Here is a 16,449-nt window from a genome sequence, read left to right as displayed (position 1 = left end):
TGTCGCCGGATCTAGCGGACCAGCTTGCCCGCCATGCCGATGATATCGTCGAGCGCATTGCCGTCGCCGTTGAGGTCGAGCAGCGAACCGAGACCGCCACCGGCAGACGTCTTTTTGCCGCCACCGAGCAGCCCGCCAATCAGGCCCCCGAGACCGCCGCCAGCGTCGTTGCTGCCGGCACTCTGCTTGGCCATATAGCCGGCGACCATCATCGCCACCACGGGCAGCATTTTTTTCAGCAGCTCGCTGCTGATGCCGGTCTGTTGCTCCGCGCCCGCGGCAACCGTCCGGCTGACTTCCTTGGAGCCGAATATCTGCCCGAGCACGTCATTGCCCTTGTCCACCGGTGTGGGCTGCGAGCCGAGCACGCTGTCGAGCAATCCGCCCCCGCCCAACTGCCCCAGCAATCCGCCAAGTCCGTCCAGCCCGCCGGGCTGTGTCTGGGTGGTCTTCTTGAATCCCCCCAATATGGCAGGGAGCAAGGCTGCTGCTCCGGTCTCCGCGACGCTTTCGCTGATGCCCAATTCCCTGGCCATCGTGCCAATGCCGCCCGACTTTTGCAGCATGTCCATAATTTCCATCGTCGCTCTCCTTCTGGCCATCACAGGGTGCAGTGATTCTCTCCCGCAAAGACGACCTAGCATATTTTCGGTCATTAAACCGCATGCCCGGTCGTTTTACCAATATTTACAACGGATTGATCGCAAAAAGACGTGGACCGGACCGGGCCGCGATTGACTCGGCAACGCGCGGGGTGAAGATGACTGTGCAGGGGCATTTATTGGCAAAGGGCACTCAGGCGGCCCGAAAATCACAAAGGATCAGCAGATGAGCATTTTCGGAAAAATCAAGAACGCCATTTTTGGCAGCGATGCGAAGGCGGCAGAACCAAAGGCCGCGGCAGCGCCCGTGGCAGCAGCGCCGGTTGCCGAGGTTTCGCCGGAGCGCGCGGCGATCAGCGAAGTCGATGTCGCGGCACGGCTCGACAATATCCCCGGCTCCGACAAGCTCAACTGGCGCACGTCCATCGTCGACCTGATGAAACTGGTCCAGATCGATGCCAGCTACGGCAATCGCAAGGAGCTGGCGCAGGAACTGGGCAACGACGACTATAGCGGCAGCGCGGAAGACAATATCCTGCTGCACAAGCAGGTGATGAACAAGATTGCCGAAGCCGGCGGCATCGTCCCGGCGGACCTGAAAGACTAATATTCTGGACGCTGTCGCGATATGAAATTAGGCGGGGGGTCGTGAGCGATCATGGCCCCCTTCCCTTTGCCGAAGCGCCGGCCGGATGCCGCCGCTGCAGCCGGCTGGCCGGCCTGCGCCGGTCGCTGCGCAAGGACCAGCCCGACTGGTGGAATGCACCGGTTCCCGCCTTTGGCGATCCGAATGCGTGGCTGGCGATTGTCGGGCTCGCCCCGGGCCGGGAAGGTGCCAATCGCACCGGCCGGCCGTTTACCGGCGACGCCTCGGGCGAGATGCTGTTTGCCACCCTGACCAGACACGGTTTTGTCCACGGCCGTTTCGCCAATGATCCCGCCGACGGGATCAGGCTGAACGGCGCGGTGATCCTCAATGCGGTCAAGTGCCTGCCACCGCAGAACAAGCCCACCGGCGCCGAAATCAACAATTGCCGCCCTTATCTCGCGAAGGCGCTGGACGGACTGCCCCGTCTGCAAATCATCGTGGCGCTGGGAAAGGTCGCCCATGACAGCATCATCCGGCTGTCCGGCGAGCGCCTCGCCGATCACAAATTCGTCCACGGCGCGATCCACCAGCTCGCTGGTGGTCGCACCCTGATCGACAGCTATCATTGCAGCCGGTATAATGTGAACACGGGACGGCTGACGGCGGCGATGTTCGAAAAGATCTTCGCCCGGGCGGCCTATCTGTCCTCGACCAGTCGTCCGTAAAGCTCTGGACGGCGGTCGCGGAAGAAGCCCATGCCAGCGCGATGCGTGCGCGCTTCCTCCAGATCGAAGGAGGCGACCAGCACGCCGGTCTCGTCCGAGCCATATTCCTGAACCAGGTCACCCCATTGGTTGGCGATGAAACTGTGCCCGTAAAAGGCCTGGTCATCCTCCATCCCGATCCGGTTGCTGGCCACCACCGGCATGCAGTTGCTCACCGCATGGCCCTGCATCGCCCGCCGCCACATGCGGCTGGTATCGAGGTCGGCGTCATAGGGTTCCGATCCGATCGCGGTGGGATAGAAGAGCAGCTCCGCGCCCATCAGCGCCATCGCGCGGGCGCTTTCCGGATACCACTGGTCCCAGCAGATGCCGACCCCGATGCGGGTGCCGAAGACATCCCACGTCCGGAACCCGGTGTTGCCGGGACGGAAATAATATTTTTCCTCGTAGCCGGGCCCGTCCGGAATGTGGCTCTTGCGATAGACGCCCATGATCTCGCCATCGGGATCGATCATCGCCAGGCTGTTGTAGTGATGGTGCCCGTCGCGTTCGAAAAAGCTGGCCGGGATGGCGACGCCAAATTGCCGCGCCAGCTTCTGCATGGCGAGGACCGGCGCGCTCTCGCTTACCGGCTGCGCCAGCGCAAACAGTTCCTCGTCCTCGGTCTTGCAGAAATAGGGGCTGGCAAACAGCTCCGGCGGCAGGATGATCTGCGCACCCTGTTCGGCCGCCTCGGCCACCAGGCCGGTGACGGCACCAATATTTTCCCGTTCATCGCCGCCGAGGGGCAGCTGCAGGGCCGCTACGCATAAATTGCTCATAGCGGCCCTGATAGCGGCCTAGGGACGCTTCTTAAACAACAAAGTCATCCGGTCCGATTCACCGATGGCTTCATATTTGCTCTTGTCGGTCTCGCCGAGGCGCAGCACCGGCGGCAAGGTCCATACGCCACCTTCGTAATCGGCGCTGTCCTTGGGATTGGCGTTGATTTCGGATTTGCGGACCAGTTCGAAACCGTTCAGTTCGAACAGCGCCACCACCGATGCCTGCTTGAGATAGCCCTTGGTTCCGCTGGACATGGCATAGCTGGCGTCATCCTTCGCCCGGTGCTGGACCACGCCGACCATGCCGTCGTCGGCCAGCATGTCGCGCAGCGCGCGCAGTTCGGAATCGGCGCGGTTGGCGTTGAGCAGTCCGTGCAGCGCGCGGAAGATCAGGATCCGGTCGACCTTGCCCTTCATCTCGTCGGGCATCTCGTCGCTTTCAAAGGCCATGATGTTCTTGGCATCGACACCCGTCCAATTCGCGGCGGTGGCGGGGAAGCTTTCCGGCCAGCCCTTGGTCCGTGCCTCGCGGGCGCGGTCGGGGAAGGTGGATGCCGAGCTGTCGCTGTTGACCGCAATATATTGTCCGCTGCCGGCCAGATAGGGCACCAGCACCTTCGTGTACCAGCCGCCGCCCGGGCTGTATTCGACCACCGTGTGGTCCGGTTTCACGTCAAAGAAGGCCAGCGTCTCTGCCGGATGGCGATAGACATCACGGGCGCTGTCATCGGCCCGGCGTTGGTCGGCAAGCGCGGACTGCAGGGCGGGATTGTTCATCGCTGCTCCGCTATCTGCCTTTTGCGCGGCAGCGGCCGGAACAGCGGTGCCCAACAGGGCCAGTGCGGCACTTGCCATCAGTAATTTTTTCATGATTTTCTTCCTCTCAGCTTCCCCGAACCATGGTTCGTAAGGGACAATCCTACGCGGGTGCGGGCCGCGTTCAATATGTATTATCGGGCACGTTCCATAGACGCCCTGTATTGCGGCAGGACCTCCGGGCGGGGATAAAGTTCGTCATAGGACACGGATTTGCCCGTATCCTGAACAATGCGGACATGCCGCCGCCCGAGATGCCGCGGTTCGTCGACGCCGCAGCTGTGCGCGATTACCTCGACCTCGTGCACGATGTTCCGGCAGTAATTGGCGACCTTGACCTTCTTGTCCTGCGGATCCAGACCGCGCTGCAACCGCGGGTTGTGCGTGGTAACCCCGGTAGGACAAGTGTTCTTGTTGCACTTCAGCGACTGGATACAGCCGAGCGAGAACATGAAGCCGCGCGCGGAATTGACGAAATCGGCACCCGCACAAATGGCCCAGGCGACGCTGCCGGGCGTGATCCGCTTGCCCGCGGCAATGATCTTGATCCGGTCGCGCAGACCATAGCGATGGAAGATATCGGAGAGCATCGGCAGGCTCTCCTTCAGCTGCAAACCGACGTTATCCATCAGCGGCATCGGCGCGGCCCCGGTACCCCCGTCGCCGCCATCCAGCGTGAAGAAATCGGGTGCGCTCTCGATCCCGCGGCGATGAATCGCCTCGCACAGCTCCTCCAGCCAGCCATAGGCGCCGACGACCGCCTTGATCCCTGTCGGCTTGCCGGTCACCTCCCGCACATGGTGGATGAAGTCGAGCAGATCCTCGATATTGGCAATTTCGGGGTGACGGTTGGGCGATATGCTCGGCTGTCCCTCGGCAATCCCGCGAATATCAGCGATCAGCCGGTTCACTTTTACCGCCGGCAATATGCCGCCCTTGCCCGGCTTGGCGCCTTGCGACAGCTTGATCTCGAACGCGCGGACCTGTTCGTGGGCGGCAACCGCACGAAGCTTGTCGTCGCTGAGCCTGCCGTCCAGATCGCGGACGCCGTATTTGGCCGTGCCGATCTGGAAGATGATGTCGCAGCCGCCCTCGAGATGGAAGGGCGACAGCCCGCCTTCGCCCGTGTTCAGCCAGCACCCCGCCAGCTTCGCCCCGTGCGACAGCGCCCGCACAGCGGGTACCGAGAGCGCGCCAAAGCTCATCCCGGAAATATTGAACAGCGAGCCCGCTTCGTAGGGATATCTGGCATGGGGGCCAATTATGCAGGTTGTCGTTTCTGCGGAATCGCTGGCCAGCGCCGGGAACGGACAGTTGACAAAAATCGCGGTTCCGGGCGGGTCGAGATTCTTGGTCGACCCGAAGGCAATGGTATTGTCCTTGCCCTTGCCGGCTCTCTCCACCCATTCCCGCTCGGCGCGGTTGAACGGCATTTCCTCGCGGTCCATGGCGAAAAAATATTGCCTGAAAAATTCACCCAGCGTCGAAAAGATATTACGGAAACGCCCGATCACCGGGTAGTTTCGCCGCACCGCATCCTGTTTCTGGCTGATATCGACGACAAACAGGACGACCAGCGCCGCCAGCCCGACACCCAACAGCAAAATGAAAATATAGGTCAGCGCGCTCAGTATACCCAAAATTCCGTCCGTCATCCAATGTCCCTTCAGCAGGCCCAACAGGGTAGCAGCTTCCCTTGCCCCGACAAGGGCTGGGGCATGCAGCCGCCCGCGTTACGGCAGCAGCGGGATCTGCTGCGAGATGCAGTGAAAGCTACCACCGCCGCGCAGCAGCGCCCGGCTCGACAGCCCGACCACCTTGCGATCCGGAAACAGCGCACCGATCTGGTCGACGGCCGTGCCGTCGTTGGCGACACCATATTGCGGGACCGCGACCACCCTGTTGCCGATATAGAAGTTCATGTAGCTGGCCGGCGCAATATCGCCGTCCAGTTCGTAGAGTCCGGCGGAGGGCAAGCGCACCAGCTGCAGTCCCGAGCGATCCGCCCGGCGGGCAGCGTCCTCGAAAATGTCCGCATTGGGATCATCCGGCGTGTCCGCCCGCGGAATGGCCACGGTGCCGGGTGCTACGAAACGGGCCAGGTTGTCGACATGGCCATCGGTATGGTCGGCAATCAAGCCATCGCCGAGCCAGCAAATATCGTCGATGTCCAGCGCCGCACGCAGCCGTTCGGCGACCTGCCGCTTGTCCAGCGACCGGTTGCGGTTCGGGTTGAGCACGCATTGTTCGGTGGTAACCAGGCAGCCGGCACCATCGCCGTCGATTGCGCCGCCTTCCAATATCCAGTCCTCGCCAGAAATCGCCAGATCGAAGCGCTGCGCCAGCCGCTCGCCAATATCCTGGTCGCCCGTCATGGCGAACTTGCCGCCCCAGCCGTTGAAGCCGAAGTTCCGGCCAACAAGTCTGTCACGATCGATAGCAAAGATCGGTGCGGAGTCGCGCAGCCAGATGTCGCCAAAGGGCTCGGTGACGACGGCCACGCCCGTGTCCGCCAGCGCGGCGGCAATGCCCGCGTCCGCCTCCGTCCGGCAGACCAGCACGACCGCTTCGCCCGCTCCCCCGTCCGCCACCGCATTGGCAAAGGCCACGACTTCCCGCTGCGCGTCTTCACGCGCCACCGGCCACTCCGCCGGATCACCGGGAAAGCCAATCCACACAGCCTGGTGTGGCGCCCATTCTGCTGGCCATGTCACCTTGGATCTGCCGGCGTTGATCAGTTGCCGGCCCGGCTCTTGTCGCGCGTGGCCCGGAACTCGTCGCCCTCGTTCCAGTTGGGCCATTCCTCCGTCATCGCCAGCATCCGGCCAACGGTGTAGTAGATTTTCAGATCGCCCATCACGCCGGTCCAGTCCCAGTCGGGATCATATTCGTCCTTCGGTCCGTGATAGCGGTTGTCGGTATAGTCCTTCGACACCGCCTCGCCTGCCTCGCGGCCGCCGTCGACCAGGTCCTCGCCACCCTCGAAATAGATCATCGGAACACCCAGCTTGGCGAAGCTGAAATGGTCGGAACGATAGTAGAAGCCCTTTTCCGGGGTTGGCTCGGCTTCGGCCACGCGCCCGTCATCCTTCAGCGCTGCCTCGAGATAACCGTCCAGCTGCGACTTGCCCTTGCCGACGACCACGACATTCTTTGCCGGTCCGGCCATGGCGAAAGCATCCATGTTGACCCCGCCAACGGTCTGGCTGAGGGGATAGATCGGATTTTCCGCATAATATTTGGAACCGAGCAAGCCCGATTCCTCTGCCGTTACCGCCAGGAAAATGACGCTGCGGTCCGGTGCGCCGGCTTTCACATAGGCTTCCGCCAGCGCCACCAGCGCAGCCGTGCCGGTCGCATTGTCGACCGCCCCGTTGCAGATATCATCACCATCGGCAGCCGGCTTGCAGCGACCCAGATGATCCCAGTGCGCGGTGTAGATCACATATTCGTCGGGGCGGGTCTTGCCCTTGAGTATGCCGACAACATTCTTGCTGTCGGTTTTCTTGATGTCATTTTCGAGCGAAGCGGACGCCTTGAGCTTGAGATCAACCGCCTTGAATCCCTTCTTCTTCGCTGCCGCCATTTGCGCGGTCAGGTCCTGCCCGGCAGCGGCAAAGACTTTCGCCGCGGCATCCTTCTGGATCCAGCCGTTCAATTTGGTCTGGTCGGCGCCGCCATTGGCCGACTGGGCATAGAATTGCTCGCCGGTCCAGCTCGATTCCACAACATTCCAGCCATAGGCCGCCGGATCGGTATCGTGGATGATGATGGCTGCGGCCGCGCCCTGGCGCGCCGCCTCCTCATATTTATAGGTCCAGCGGCCATAATAGGTCATTGCCCGGCCACCAAATTCACCTTCCAGGCTTTGGGTCCCGAAATCCGGGTCGTTGACCAGGATCAGGACGGTCTTGCCCTTGACGTCGACACCGGCATAATCGTTCCAGCCGCGCTCGGGGGCAGTGATGCCATAGCCAACAAACACGACATCGCTTTCGGCAACCGCGACTTTTGGCTGCTCCCGGTAGCTGGCAGCGACATACTCATTGCCATAGGCAAAGGAGAGATCGGTCGCGCCGCCGCTGATGGTCAGCGGTGTCATGTTCTTCGCGGTGATGCCGACCAGCGGCACGTCCTGGAACCAGCTCTCGCCATTGCCCGGCGCCAGCCCGGCGGCGGCAAATTTTTCGGAAATGAGCTTGGTCGCCTTTTCCTCGCCGGCCGTGCCGGGCGCGCGGCCCTCATAGGCATCGGACGACAGCTCTTCGGTGATCGATTTCATGGTCTCGACCGACAGTTCCGGCGCAGCGATTTCGGGGAATGCTGAACCATTGTCGGTTTCGTTGATTTGAGTGCAACCTGACAGAATTAATGCAGGGACCACGGTGAGGGATAATAATCTCATAGACATCCGTTTCAATTGGTTTCTGGGACCATCATGACAGAGCGGGTTCGAGCTTGCAAGAAAGTCCGTGGCCGCAACTATCAGGGAAGACCGACCATTTTCCCTTGTTTAAGCGGGGTTAAAAATTTAGCCTGCTGAAGTTCTGTCAGGGGAAATATTTGTGATCCAATTTTGTATGCGCGTTTTCGTCGTTCTTTCACTTTCATCACTGTTGCTGGCACCGGCAGCGCGGGCGCAGGACGATTTGGCGGAAGCCTTCGGCTCGGTTGGCGGCGTTCTCGACATCAGCATGTCGCCGGATGGAAACAATATCGCGTTTGTTGCGCCGGGAGCGGGTTTGAAAACGGATTTATTCACTATCGATCTTGCAACGGGCTTGCCGAAAAAAATACTTACCGCATCGGGCGATCCAGAGCGCCTGATGGGTTGCGGATGGGTTTCCAACAAGCGTCTGGTTTGCAAAATCGGTGGCTATCAGGAATACAATAAGGAAATATATGGGTTCACGAACATATTTGCGCTGAACATGGACGGGTCAGAACCGAAGCTGCTCAGCAAGCGCCCGAACGATGCTTCAATTGCCATCTCGCTGGGAGGCGGCAGTGTTGTCGATTGGCTGCCCGAAGAAGAAAACTTCATCCTGATGACGAGATACTACGGCGAGTCGGGAGGCGTCACGGGCCGCGAACGCGTTGGCTGGGGCGTTGATCGGGTCGATACATTGACCGGCAAAACCAAGATCGAGGAACCGGCCAAGGTTGAAGCCAGCGAGTATATCACCGATGGTGAAGGCAATGTCCGGATTCTCGGCATGCGCATCAAGGAAGGCCGTACTGAACTTGATTCAGGTCGGATCAAGTATTTTTTCCGAAGAAAAGGCAGCGACAATTGGGAAGATTTGTCTACTCTGAATTATGCGGAAAGAGCCGGTTTTAACCCGTATGCGGTCGACCCGGCAAAGAATGTGGTTTATGGATTCAAGCCTCACAAGGGACGGCGCGCCCTGATGGCAATGAGCATGGATGGAAGCGGCCGCGTAGAAATCATCTATTCCAATGATACCGTCGACGTGGATGGACTGATCCGGATCGGGCGCAAGGATCGCGTGGTCGGGGTAAGCTATGCGACGGACAAGCGGAACGGCATCTATTTTGATCCCGAACTCAAGAAGCTGTCGGCAGCGCTGGGATCAGCGCTTGGCGGGGACAAGAGCGTACAATTTGTTGACTCCAGCCTAGACGAAAGCAAGCTGCTCCTGTTCGCGAGCTCGGATGTGGACCCGGGGCAATATTATATCTTCGACAAAGCCACCAAGTCGATGCGACCTCTCCTCTCGGCACGTCCGCTCTTGGCCAACGTCAAGCTGGCACCAGTGAAACCCGTTTCCTACCCTGCCGCGGACGGCACTATGATCCCGGGCTACCTGACGCTTCCGGTCGGATCCGATGGGAAAAACCTGCCCGCTATCGTAATGCCGCATGGAGGCCCCGACAGCCGCGACGAGTGGGGATTTGACTGGTGGGCGCAATTCTACGCAAGCAAGGGCTTTGCCGTACTGCAGCCCAACTATCGCGGGTCCGACGGCTATGGCGACAGCTGGTATCAGAAGAACGGTTTCCAGTCGTGGCAAACCGCAATTGGCGACGTCGCTGATGCTGGCAAATGGATGATTTCAGAAGGCATTGCCAAGCCCGAGGCGTTGTCGATTGTGGGATGGTCCTATGGGGGATATGCAGCATTGCAATCCGCTGTCGTCAATCCTGCCCTTTTCAAATCCGTGGTCGCGATCGCGCCGGTCACCGATCTTCAATTGCTGAAGAGCGATTCGAACGACTATTATAACGAAAAAGTGGTCAAGGACTTCATAGGCAGCGGGCCGCATATAAGAGAGGGTTCGCCCGCGCAGAATGCAGACAAGATAACGGTACCAGTGATGCTCGTGCATGGTGATTTTGACCGCAACGTCGACGTTGGACACTCGCGGCTGATGGAGAGGAAACTGAAGGACGCCGGCAAGACGGTCCAGTACATAGAGTATCCAAAGCTGGAGCACAGCCTGTTCAAACCTGAAGCAAGAATTGAAATGCTACAGCGGTCACTGGCATTCCTGCCGAAATAGATTTCACTTGGAACGACAAAAAAAAGGCGGCTCCGAGGGGCCGCCTTTTTTTGAAACTTGTCTGAAACCGATCAGCGCGAATAGAATTCGACGACCAGATTGGGTTCCATGGTTACCGGATAAGGCACCTCGTCCAGCGTCGGAATGCGGACATAGGTGACCTTGTCGGTACCGTCCGGTGTCACATATTCCGGGATATCGCGTTCCGGCAGGCTCTGGGCTTCGATCACCAACAGCATTTCCTGGGCCTTGGCGCTCAGCGAGATCACGTCGCCCGGTACAACCTTGCGCGAGGCAACGTTGCACTTGACGCCGTTGACGCGAATGTGGCCGTGGCTGACGAGCTGGCGCGCAGCAAAGATGGTCGGGGTGAACTTGGCGCGGTAGACAACCATGTCGAGGCGCTGCTCAAGCAGACCGATCAGGTTCTGGCTGGTGTCGCCCTTCATCGCGGCCGCTTCCTTATAGGCGCGGCGGAACTGCTTTTCCGTCACGTCGCCATAATAGCCCTTGAGCTTCTGCTTGGCGCGCAGCTGGATACCATAGTCGGACAGCTTGCCCTTGCGGCGCTGGCCGTGCTGGCCCGGACCATAGTCGCGGCGATTGACGGGAGATTTGGGACGGCCCCAGATATTTTCGCCCATACGGCGATCGAGCTTATATTTCGAACTGGTACGTTTGGTCATATGAATGACTCCTGATTTGCTGTTTCTAAGTCTTCCCGGAGCGCACCATCAACATCCCATCCTGTCGGGATCCTGATGCGGCCACCGCTTCACCGGGGTGCGGGACCAATTGCAAGAGCGCGCCTATGGCGAGCAAAGCAGCCATTGTCAACAGCGTTGGTCGGCGAAAATCGTCCGGGATTGACCAACAAGTCTCGACTCTCCATGCCGCCGTGATTAATGCCCGACTATGACCCAGACCCCATCCCTGCCACCCATGGAAACCATGACCGATGTCCGCGAACAGGTCGACCGTATCGATGCCGAAATCATCGCCCTGATGGCGCAGCGCTTTGCCTGCATGGATGCCGCCGCCCGGATCAAGCAGGACCGCACCATCGTGCGGGACGAGGTCCGCAAGGCCGCCGTGCTGCAAAACGTCAAGCAGCTGGCGGAGCAAGCCCGCATTCCGGTGCCGACGATGGCAGCGATCTGGGAGATGCTGGTGGAAACGTCGATCGGCTACGAACTGCAGAAATGGGACCAGTTGCGCAAATAGCAGCGGTCCAGGGTTACTCGGCCTTGTCCTTGCGCGGCGGCCGTTCGAGCGAGGATATCACCCCGCGCCAGGTCTTGACCTCCTCGTTGGTCCACGCCGGCTTGGTCAGCATATTGCGCAGCGTCACTTTGGTCGCAACGGCCCGTTCCGCCGGGTAGAAATAGCCGTTCCGGTCGAGCGCCCGTTCGAGATGCTCGTAGAACATGTCTAGTTCGCGCTGCGGCGCCGGCTCGGCAATCCTTTTTTCCAGCGTCGGCTGAACATTGCCGGTCGCGTCCATCTTGGACAGCTCATAGGCCACCAGAATGACCGCCTGCGCCAGATTGAGCGAGCCGAATTCCGGATTGATTGGAACCGTGATGATCTTGCGGGCAAGCTCCACGTCGACCACTTCCAGACCAGCCCGCTCCGGCCCGAACAGAATCGCGCACTTGCCGCTGGCCTGGGCAATATCCTCCGCCGCTTCCCAAGGGGTCAGAACGGTCTTGGTCATTCCCCGCTTGCGCACCGTAGTCGCATAGACATGGGAACAGTCGGCCACCGCCTCCGCCGTGGTTTCATAAATTCGGGCCTGCTCGAGAACCAGGTCCGCACCCGAAGCCGACGGCCCGGCGGCCGGATTGGGCCAACCGTCCCTCGGGTCGACGATGCGCATTTCGGTCATTCCGAAATTGAGCATCGCTCGCGCCGCCTTGCCGATATTTTCGCCGAGCTGCGGATTGACCAATATGATGGCGGGCTGGTTGATCACGCTCCGCCGACATCTTTGACGCTGCCGGCAAATTCCTTGAAATCCTTGGCTTCGGTGAAATCCTTATAGACCGAGGCGAAGCGGATATAGGCCACGCTGTCGAGCGTCTTCAGTCCTTCCATGACCATCTCCCCGATCGTCTTCGACGGGATCTCGGTCTCGCCGCTTGTCTCCAGCTGCCGCTGGATACCGGAAACCAGCTGGTCCATCTGTTCCTGCGCCAGGCCGCGCTTGCGGCAGGCCAGCGACACCGACAGATCAATCTTGGAGCGGTCGAACGGTTCCTTGCGGTTCTCGCTCTTCACCACCGTTATTTCGCGCAATTGCACGCGTTCAAAGGTGGTAAAGCGCGCGCCGCAGCTTTCGCACTGCCGCCGCCGCCGGATCGTCGTGTTGTCCTCGGTCGGACGGCTGTCCTTGACCTGGCTGTCGTCGTGGGCACAAAAAGGGCAACGCATGATGGGGCTTTCTGGTTACGCCGGATAGATCGGGAAACGGTCGCACAGCGCCTGGACCCGCTCGCGCACATCGGCTTCCACCGCCGGATCACCGCCCTCGCCCTTGTCCTTCAGCCCGTCGAGCACGTCGGCAACCATGTCGCCGATCAGCCGGAATTCGGCCGGGCCGAAGCCGCGGGTTGTACCGGCCGGCGAGCCGACCCGGATGCCGCTGGTCTTCATCGGCGGCTGGGGATCGTTGGGGATGCTGTTCTTGTTGCAGGTGATGCCGGCCCGTTCGAGCGCCTCGTCGGCGTCACGGCCAGTGATGCCGAGCGGCGACAGATCGATCAGCGCGAGATGGGTGTCGGTGCCGCCGGCGACGACATCGGCGCCGCGCTCCTTCAGCGTGGCGGCCAGAATCTTCGCATTCTCGATGACCGCGGCGGAATAGCTCTTGAACTCCGGACGCAATGCTTCGCCAAAGGCAACCGCCTTGGCTGCGATCACGTGCATCAGCGGGCCACCCTGCAATCCCGGGAAAACCGCCGAGTTGATCTTCTTGGCAATGGCTTCGTCATTGGTCAGGATCATGCCGCCGCGCGGTCCGCGCAGGGTCTTGTGCGTGGTGGTCGTCACGACATGCGCGTGCTCCAGCGGACTCGGATGCAGTCCGGCGGCCACCAGACCAGCAAAATGTGCCATGTCGACCATGAACAGGGCGCCGACGGCATCGGCAATGGCACGGAATTTGGCAAAGTCGATTTGGCGCGGATAGGCGGAACCACCGGCGATGATCAGCTTTGGCTGATGTTCCCTCGCCAGCGCCTCGACCTCGGCATAGTTGATCCGATGATCGTCGTCGTTCACGCCATATTGGATCGCATTGAACCACTTGCCCGACTGGGCCGGCTTAGCGCCGTGGGTCAGGTGGCCGCCGGCATCAAGCGACATGCCGAGGATGGTGTCGCCGGGCTTGACCAGCGCCAGCATCACCGCGCCATTTGCCTGGGCACCCGAGTGCGGCTGGACATTGGCAAACCCGCAGTCGAACAGCTGCTTGGCGCGTTCGATCGCCAAAGTCTCGACGTCATCCGAGGGGGCACAGCCCTGATAATAGCGGCGGCCGGGATAGCCTTCGGCATATTTGTTGGTGAAGACCGAGCCTTGCGCCTGCAGCACCGCGCGGGAGACGATATTTTCGGAAGCGATCAGCTCGATCTGGTTCTGCTGGCGCGACAGTTCCGAGTTGATTGCGCTGGCGACCGCCGGGTCGCTCTCGTCGACGGAAAAGTCGAAAAATCCGGTCTGCCTGATATCCTGCATATCTGCGACGTTGCTCATGCGCTTGCTCCTTCAATAGCTGGTGCGGACAGTTTATCGACCCGGCGCTGGTGCCGGTCGCCGCCAAATTCGGTGTTCAGAAAGATGTCGAGACAGTCTTTCGCGATTTCCATGCCGACCAGACGCGCGCCCATCGCGATGACGTTCGCGTCATTATGCTCGCGCGACAGCCGGGCCGACAATCCTTCCGACAACAGCGCGCAGCGACAGGCCGGATGGCGATTGACGGCGATCGAGATGCCGATACCCGATCCGCATAGCGCGACACCGCGTTCGGCGCGGCCGGACGCCACTTCCTCGGCCAGCTTGTAGCCATAATCGGGATAGTCGACGCTGTCGGTGGTCGACGGGCCAAGATCGGCAACCTCGTGCCCTGCGTCCTGCAGCCAGCCCACGAGCGCCGCCTTCATTTCGAGGGCGGCATGGTCGGAGGCGATGGCGACACGCATGGGCAGTTCCTGTGGTTAGAATCGATGGGCCGCTATTTAGTAGAGAGTCCCCCGATAGGCCACCAAATATTTGATGCGCCGCAGCATCCGGCAGAAGCAGCCGCAACCGGGGCGGCAAGACGCTTTTCCTCCTCGCGATGATTGCGCTGACAGGCCTTCTGCGCCGGCCAGCAGCGCTCAGATTTCCATCTGACTGCCGAGTTCCACGACGCGGTTGGTCGGCAGCTTGAAAAACTCCATGGCGGTCGCGGCATTGCGCAGCAGCCAGGAAAAGAGCTTCTCGCGCCAGATCATCATCTCGGGCTTTTTCGACGGCAGCAGCGTCTGGCGCGACAGGAAGAAGCTGGTGGTCATCATGTCGAATTCCATGCCGCATCCCTTGACCCGCTTCAGCGCCTCCGGCACGTCGGTTTCCTGCATGAAGCCGAAATGGAGGATCAGCCGGTAGAAGCCGTCGCCGAGATCCTTCACTTCGCAGCGCTTTTCCGGATCAACGGTCGGAACGTCCATGATGTTCACAGTCAGGATGACCACGCGTTCGTGGATGACCTTGTTGTGCTTGATATTGTGGAGCAGCGCCGATGGCACGCCAGCCGAAGAGGAGGCCATGAAGATGGCCGTGCCGGCTACCCGGGTCGCGCTGTTGGCAGCGGATTTGGTGAAAATCTCGATCGGCATCGCTGCTTCCGCCATGTTCTTGCGCATGATCTGGCGGCCCTTGGCCCAGGTCGTGAGAATCACGAAAGCGACTCCGCCCACCGCCAGCGGGAACCAGCCGCCATCGGGGACCTTGGTCAGATTGGCCGCAAAATAGGCACCATCGACGATGAAGAAGACGGCGAGCAGCGGGATGGTAATCCATGGCTTCCATTTCCACAGGACGACCATCACGATGGCTAGCAGACAGGTATCGATGAACATTGCGCCGGTCACCGCGATACCATAGGCTGCTGCAAGATTGCTCGAGGTCTGGAAGGTCAGTACCAGCAGGATCACCGAGATCATGATCGCCCAGTTGACAAACGGGATATATATCTGCCCCGCTTCAGACGCGCTGGTGTGCTTGATCGTCAGCCGGGGGATAAAGCCCAGCTGGATGGCCTGGTGCGTAACCGAAAATGCCCCCGAAATAACCGCCTGGCTGGCGATGAACGTGGCCATGGTTGCCAGGATCACCAGCGGCAGGCGCAACATTTCCGGTGCCAGAATGAAAAACGGGTTCTGGATCGCGTCGGCGGCACCCGCTGCGTCTAGAGAGAGGATCATCGCTCCCTGGCCGAAATAGTTGCACAGCAAGGCCGGCATGACAAATCCGTACCAAGCGATGCGCATCGGCTTGCGACCAAAATGTCCCATGTCGGCAAACAGGGCTTCCGAACCGGTCACCGCCAGCACGACAGAACCCAGCGCCAGAAAGGCCTTGAAACCGTCGGTCAGGAAAAATTGTATGGCATACCAGGGATTGAAGGCGACAAGAATGCTGGGGTGGAGAACGATCTGGATGATGCCTAGCGTCCCGATCACAAGGAAATAAACGAACATCACGGGAGCAAATAATGCGCCGATTTTTGCGGTACCGCGGGACTGGAGGAGGAACAGGAAAATCAGCAAGCCAAGCGCGATCGGAATGACCAGATGCCCCAGTCCGGGCTGGACAACGGTCAGCCCCTCGACCGCCGAGAGCACCGAAATCGCCGGCGTGATCATGCTGTCGCCGTAAAAAAGTGCCGTCGCGAAAACACCGAGCAAAATCGCCAGCCAGCCATATTTGGATCGTCGCATCGCTCCGGAAATCAGCGCGACAAGCGCGAGACTGCCGCCCTGTCCCTTGTTGTCCGCCCGCATGGTGATCGTGACATACTGGATCGTCACCACCAGCGTCATCGACCAGAAGATCAGACTGACCACGCCGAGAACATGGATCCGGTCCAGTTCCAGCGGATGCGCGCCGATGAATGTTTCGCGGAATGCGTAGAGCGGGCTGGTACCAATGTCACCGAACACGATTCCGATCGCGCCCGCTGCCAGCTTGGCAATGGCCGTGTTGCGTTGTGGCGAGCCGTGGGTCTGCACCGTGCTCGCTGGCGCCTGTGCGCTGTTGTCTGGTTCTGCGGACATTGATTGGCCGTTAAGGCGTACCCCGATCAGTTGGACACAAAAGGCG

Annotated in this window: 16 protein-coding genes; 4 read left to right on the top strand and 12 right to left on the bottom strand. The window is 60.4% G+C overall.

What is annotated here, in order from left to right:
- Window positions 1-11: 11 nt before the first annotated feature.
- On the bottom strand, window positions 12-581 hold the full coding sequence (locus V7650_RS02610; RefSeq protein WP_335654684.1) for a DUF937 domain-containing protein: 570 nt from the start codon (window positions 579-581) through the stop codon (window positions 12-14).
- 247 nt (window positions 582-828) lie between these two features.
- Between V7650_RS02610 and V7650_RS02605 the strand changes: the two genes are divergently transcribed.
- Together V7650_RS02605 and V7650_RS02600 are read left to right on the top strand one after the other, a co-directional pair.
- Window positions 829-1,209 (top strand): DUF3597 domain-containing protein, encoded by a 381-nt coding sequence (locus tag V7650_RS02605; RefSeq protein WP_335654683.1) that lies wholly within the window; start codon window positions 829-831, stop codon window positions 1,207-1,209.
- 41 nt (window positions 1,210-1,250) lie between these two features.
- The gene (locus V7650_RS02600) at window positions 1,251-1,916 is read left to right on the top strand and encodes a uracil-DNA glycosylase (protein ID WP_335654682.1); all 666 of its coding nucleotides are present in this window, start codon (window positions 1,251-1,253) and stop codon (window positions 1,914-1,916) included.
- Here the strand turns inward: V7650_RS02600 and aguB are convergent.
- The 5 genes from aguB to V7650_RS02575 all read right to left on the bottom strand — a co-directional run bounded on the left by aguB (window position 1,889) and on the right by V7650_RS02575 (window position 7,961).
- Window positions 1,889-2,737: an N-carbamoylputrescine amidase gene (aguB, locus tag V7650_RS02595; protein ID WP_335654681.1), complete on the bottom strand. Its 849-nt coding sequence runs from the start codon at window positions 2,735-2,737 to the stop codon at window positions 1,889-1,891. The genes V7650_RS02600 and aguB overlap by 28 nt on opposite strands.
- 18 nt (window positions 2,738-2,755) lie before the next feature.
- On the bottom strand, window positions 2,756-3,610 hold the full coding sequence (locus V7650_RS02590; RefSeq protein WP_335654680.1) for a class I SAM-dependent methyltransferase: 855 nt from the start codon (window positions 3,608-3,610) through the stop codon (window positions 2,756-2,758).
- Between the two features lie 80 nt (window positions 3,611-3,690).
- Window positions 3,691-5,211, bottom strand: coding sequence for an FMN-binding glutamate synthase family protein (locus tag V7650_RS02585; RefSeq protein WP_335654679.1), 1,521 nt, complete (start codon window positions 5,209-5,211; stop codon window positions 3,691-3,693).
- Window positions 5,212-5,289: 78 nt separating this feature from the next.
- A complete protein-coding gene (locus V7650_RS02580; protein ID WP_335654678.1) occupies window positions 5,290-6,270 on the bottom strand; it encodes an agmatine deiminase family protein in 981 nt (326 codons plus the stop codon).
- A gap of 20 nt (window positions 6,271-6,290) precedes the next feature.
- Window positions 6,291-7,961 (bottom strand): M28 family metallopeptidase, encoded by a 1,671-nt coding sequence (locus V7650_RS02575; protein WP_335654677.1) that lies wholly within the window; start codon window positions 7,959-7,961, stop codon window positions 6,291-6,293.
- A gap of 160 nt (window positions 7,962-8,121) precedes the next feature.
- On the opposite strand from V7650_RS02575, the gene V7650_RS02570 reads away from it, so the two are divergent.
- Window positions 8,122-10,080, top strand: a complete 1,959-nt coding sequence (locus V7650_RS02570; protein ID WP_335654676.1) for a S9 family peptidase — start codon at window positions 8,122-8,124, stop codon at window positions 10,078-10,080.
- 71 nt (window positions 10,081-10,151) lie between these two features.
- Here V7650_RS02570 and rpsD read toward each other — a convergent pair whose 3' ends face one another.
- Entirely contained in the window at window positions 10,152-10,766 is a 615-nt protein-coding gene (gene rpsD, locus V7650_RS02565) for a 30S ribosomal protein S4 (protein WP_335654675.1), read from the bottom strand.
- A 229-nt stretch (window positions 10,767-10,995) separates the two neighbouring features.
- Here rpsD and V7650_RS02560 point away from each other — a divergent pair, with 229 nt between their 5' ends.
- The gene (locus V7650_RS02560; protein WP_335654674.1) at window positions 10,996-11,304 is read left to right on the top strand and encodes a chorismate mutase; all 309 of its coding nucleotides are present in this window, start codon (window positions 10,996-10,998) and stop codon (window positions 11,302-11,304) included.
- A gap of 13 nt (window positions 11,305-11,317) precedes the next feature.
- Here V7650_RS02560 and V7650_RS02555 read toward each other — a convergent pair whose 3' ends face one another.
- The 5 genes from V7650_RS02555 to V7650_RS02535 form a co-directional block, all read right to left on the bottom strand.
- On the bottom strand, window positions 11,318-12,055 hold the full coding sequence (locus tag V7650_RS02555) for an RNA methyltransferase (protein ID WP_335654673.1): 738 nt from the start codon (window positions 12,053-12,055) through the stop codon (window positions 11,318-11,320).
- Window positions 12,052-12,513, bottom strand: a complete 462-nt coding sequence (gene nrdR / locus V7650_RS02550) for a transcriptional regulator NrdR (protein WP_335654672.1) — start codon at window positions 12,511-12,513, stop codon at window positions 12,052-12,054. Before nrdR ends, V7650_RS02555 begins: the two co-directional genes overlap by 4 nt.
- Before the next feature lie 15 nt (window positions 12,514-12,528).
- A complete protein-coding gene (gene glyA, locus V7650_RS02545; protein WP_442955255.1) occupies window positions 12,529-13,818 on the bottom strand; it encodes a serine hydroxymethyltransferase in 1,290 nt (429 codons plus the stop codon).
- Between the two features lie 14 nt (window positions 13,819-13,832).
- Complete coding sequence (gene rpiB, locus V7650_RS02540) at window positions 13,833-14,285, bottom strand: ribose 5-phosphate isomerase B (protein ID WP_335654670.1); 453 nt, start codon at window positions 14,283-14,285, stop codon at window positions 13,833-13,835.
- Between the two features lie 177 nt (window positions 14,286-14,462).
- A complete protein-coding gene (locus V7650_RS02535) occupies window positions 14,463-16,403 on the bottom strand; it encodes a potassium transporter Kup (protein ID WP_335654669.1) in 1,941 nt (646 codons plus the stop codon).
- Window positions 16,404-16,449 lie beyond the last annotated feature (46 nt).

Origin of the sequence: Parasphingorhabdus sp. (assembly GCF_036964565.1) — a bacterium.
Taxonomy (GTDB): domain Bacteria; phylum Pseudomonadota; class Alphaproteobacteria; order Sphingomonadales; family Sphingomonadaceae; genus Parasphingorhabdus.
The sequence above is the reverse complement of the archived record's forward strand: the minus strand, read 5'-3'. Positions and strand labels throughout refer to the sequence as shown.

What these genes read in the sequence shown, in the direction of transcription:
- V7650_RS02610 (WP_335654684.1), bottom strand. Translation starts at nt 581, where the DNA reads ATGGAAATTATGGACATGCTGCAAAAGTCGGGCGGCATTGGCACGATG.
- V7650_RS02605 (WP_335654683.1), top strand. Translation starts at nt 829, where the DNA reads ATGAGCATTTTCGGAAAAATCAAGAACGCCATTTTTGGCAGCGATGCG.
- aguB (WP_335654681.1), bottom strand. Translation starts at nt 2,737, where the DNA reads ATGAGCAATTTATGCGTAGCGGCCCTGCAGCTGCCCCTCGGCGGCGAT.
- V7650_RS02590 (WP_335654680.1), bottom strand. Translation starts at nt 3,610, where the DNA reads ATGAAAAAATTACTGATGGCAAGTGCCGCACTGGCCCTGTTGGGCACC.
- V7650_RS02585 (WP_335654679.1), bottom strand. Translation starts at nt 5,211, where the DNA reads ATGACGGACGGAATTTTGGGTATACTGAGCGCGCTGACCTATATTTTC.
- V7650_RS02575 (WP_335654677.1), bottom strand. Translation starts at nt 7,961, where the DNA reads ATGAGATTATTATCCCTCACCGTGGTCCCTGCATTAATTCTGTCAGGT.
- rpsD (WP_335654675.1), bottom strand. Translation starts at nt 10,766, where the DNA reads ATGACCAAACGTACCAGTTCGAAATATAAGCTCGATCGCCGTATGGGC.
- V7650_RS02560 (WP_335654674.1), top strand. Translation starts at nt 10,996, where the DNA reads ATGACCCAGACCCCATCCCTGCCACCCATGGAAACCATGACCGATGTC.
- nrdR (WP_335654672.1), bottom strand. Translation starts at nt 12,513, where the DNA reads ATGCGTTGCCCTTTTTGTGCCCACGACGACAGCCAGGTCAAGGACAGC.
- glyA (WP_442955255.1), bottom strand. Translation starts at nt 13,818, where the DNA reads ATGCAGGATATCAGGCAGACCGGATTTTTCGACTTTTCCGTCGACGAG.
- rpiB (WP_335654670.1), bottom strand. Translation starts at nt 14,285, where the DNA reads ATGCGTGTCGCCATCGCCTCCGACCATGCCGCCCTCGAAATGAAGGCG.
- V7650_RS02535 (WP_335654669.1), bottom strand. Translation starts at nt 16,403, where the DNA reads ATGTCCGCAGAACCAGACAACAGCGCACAGGCGCCAGCGAGCACGGTG.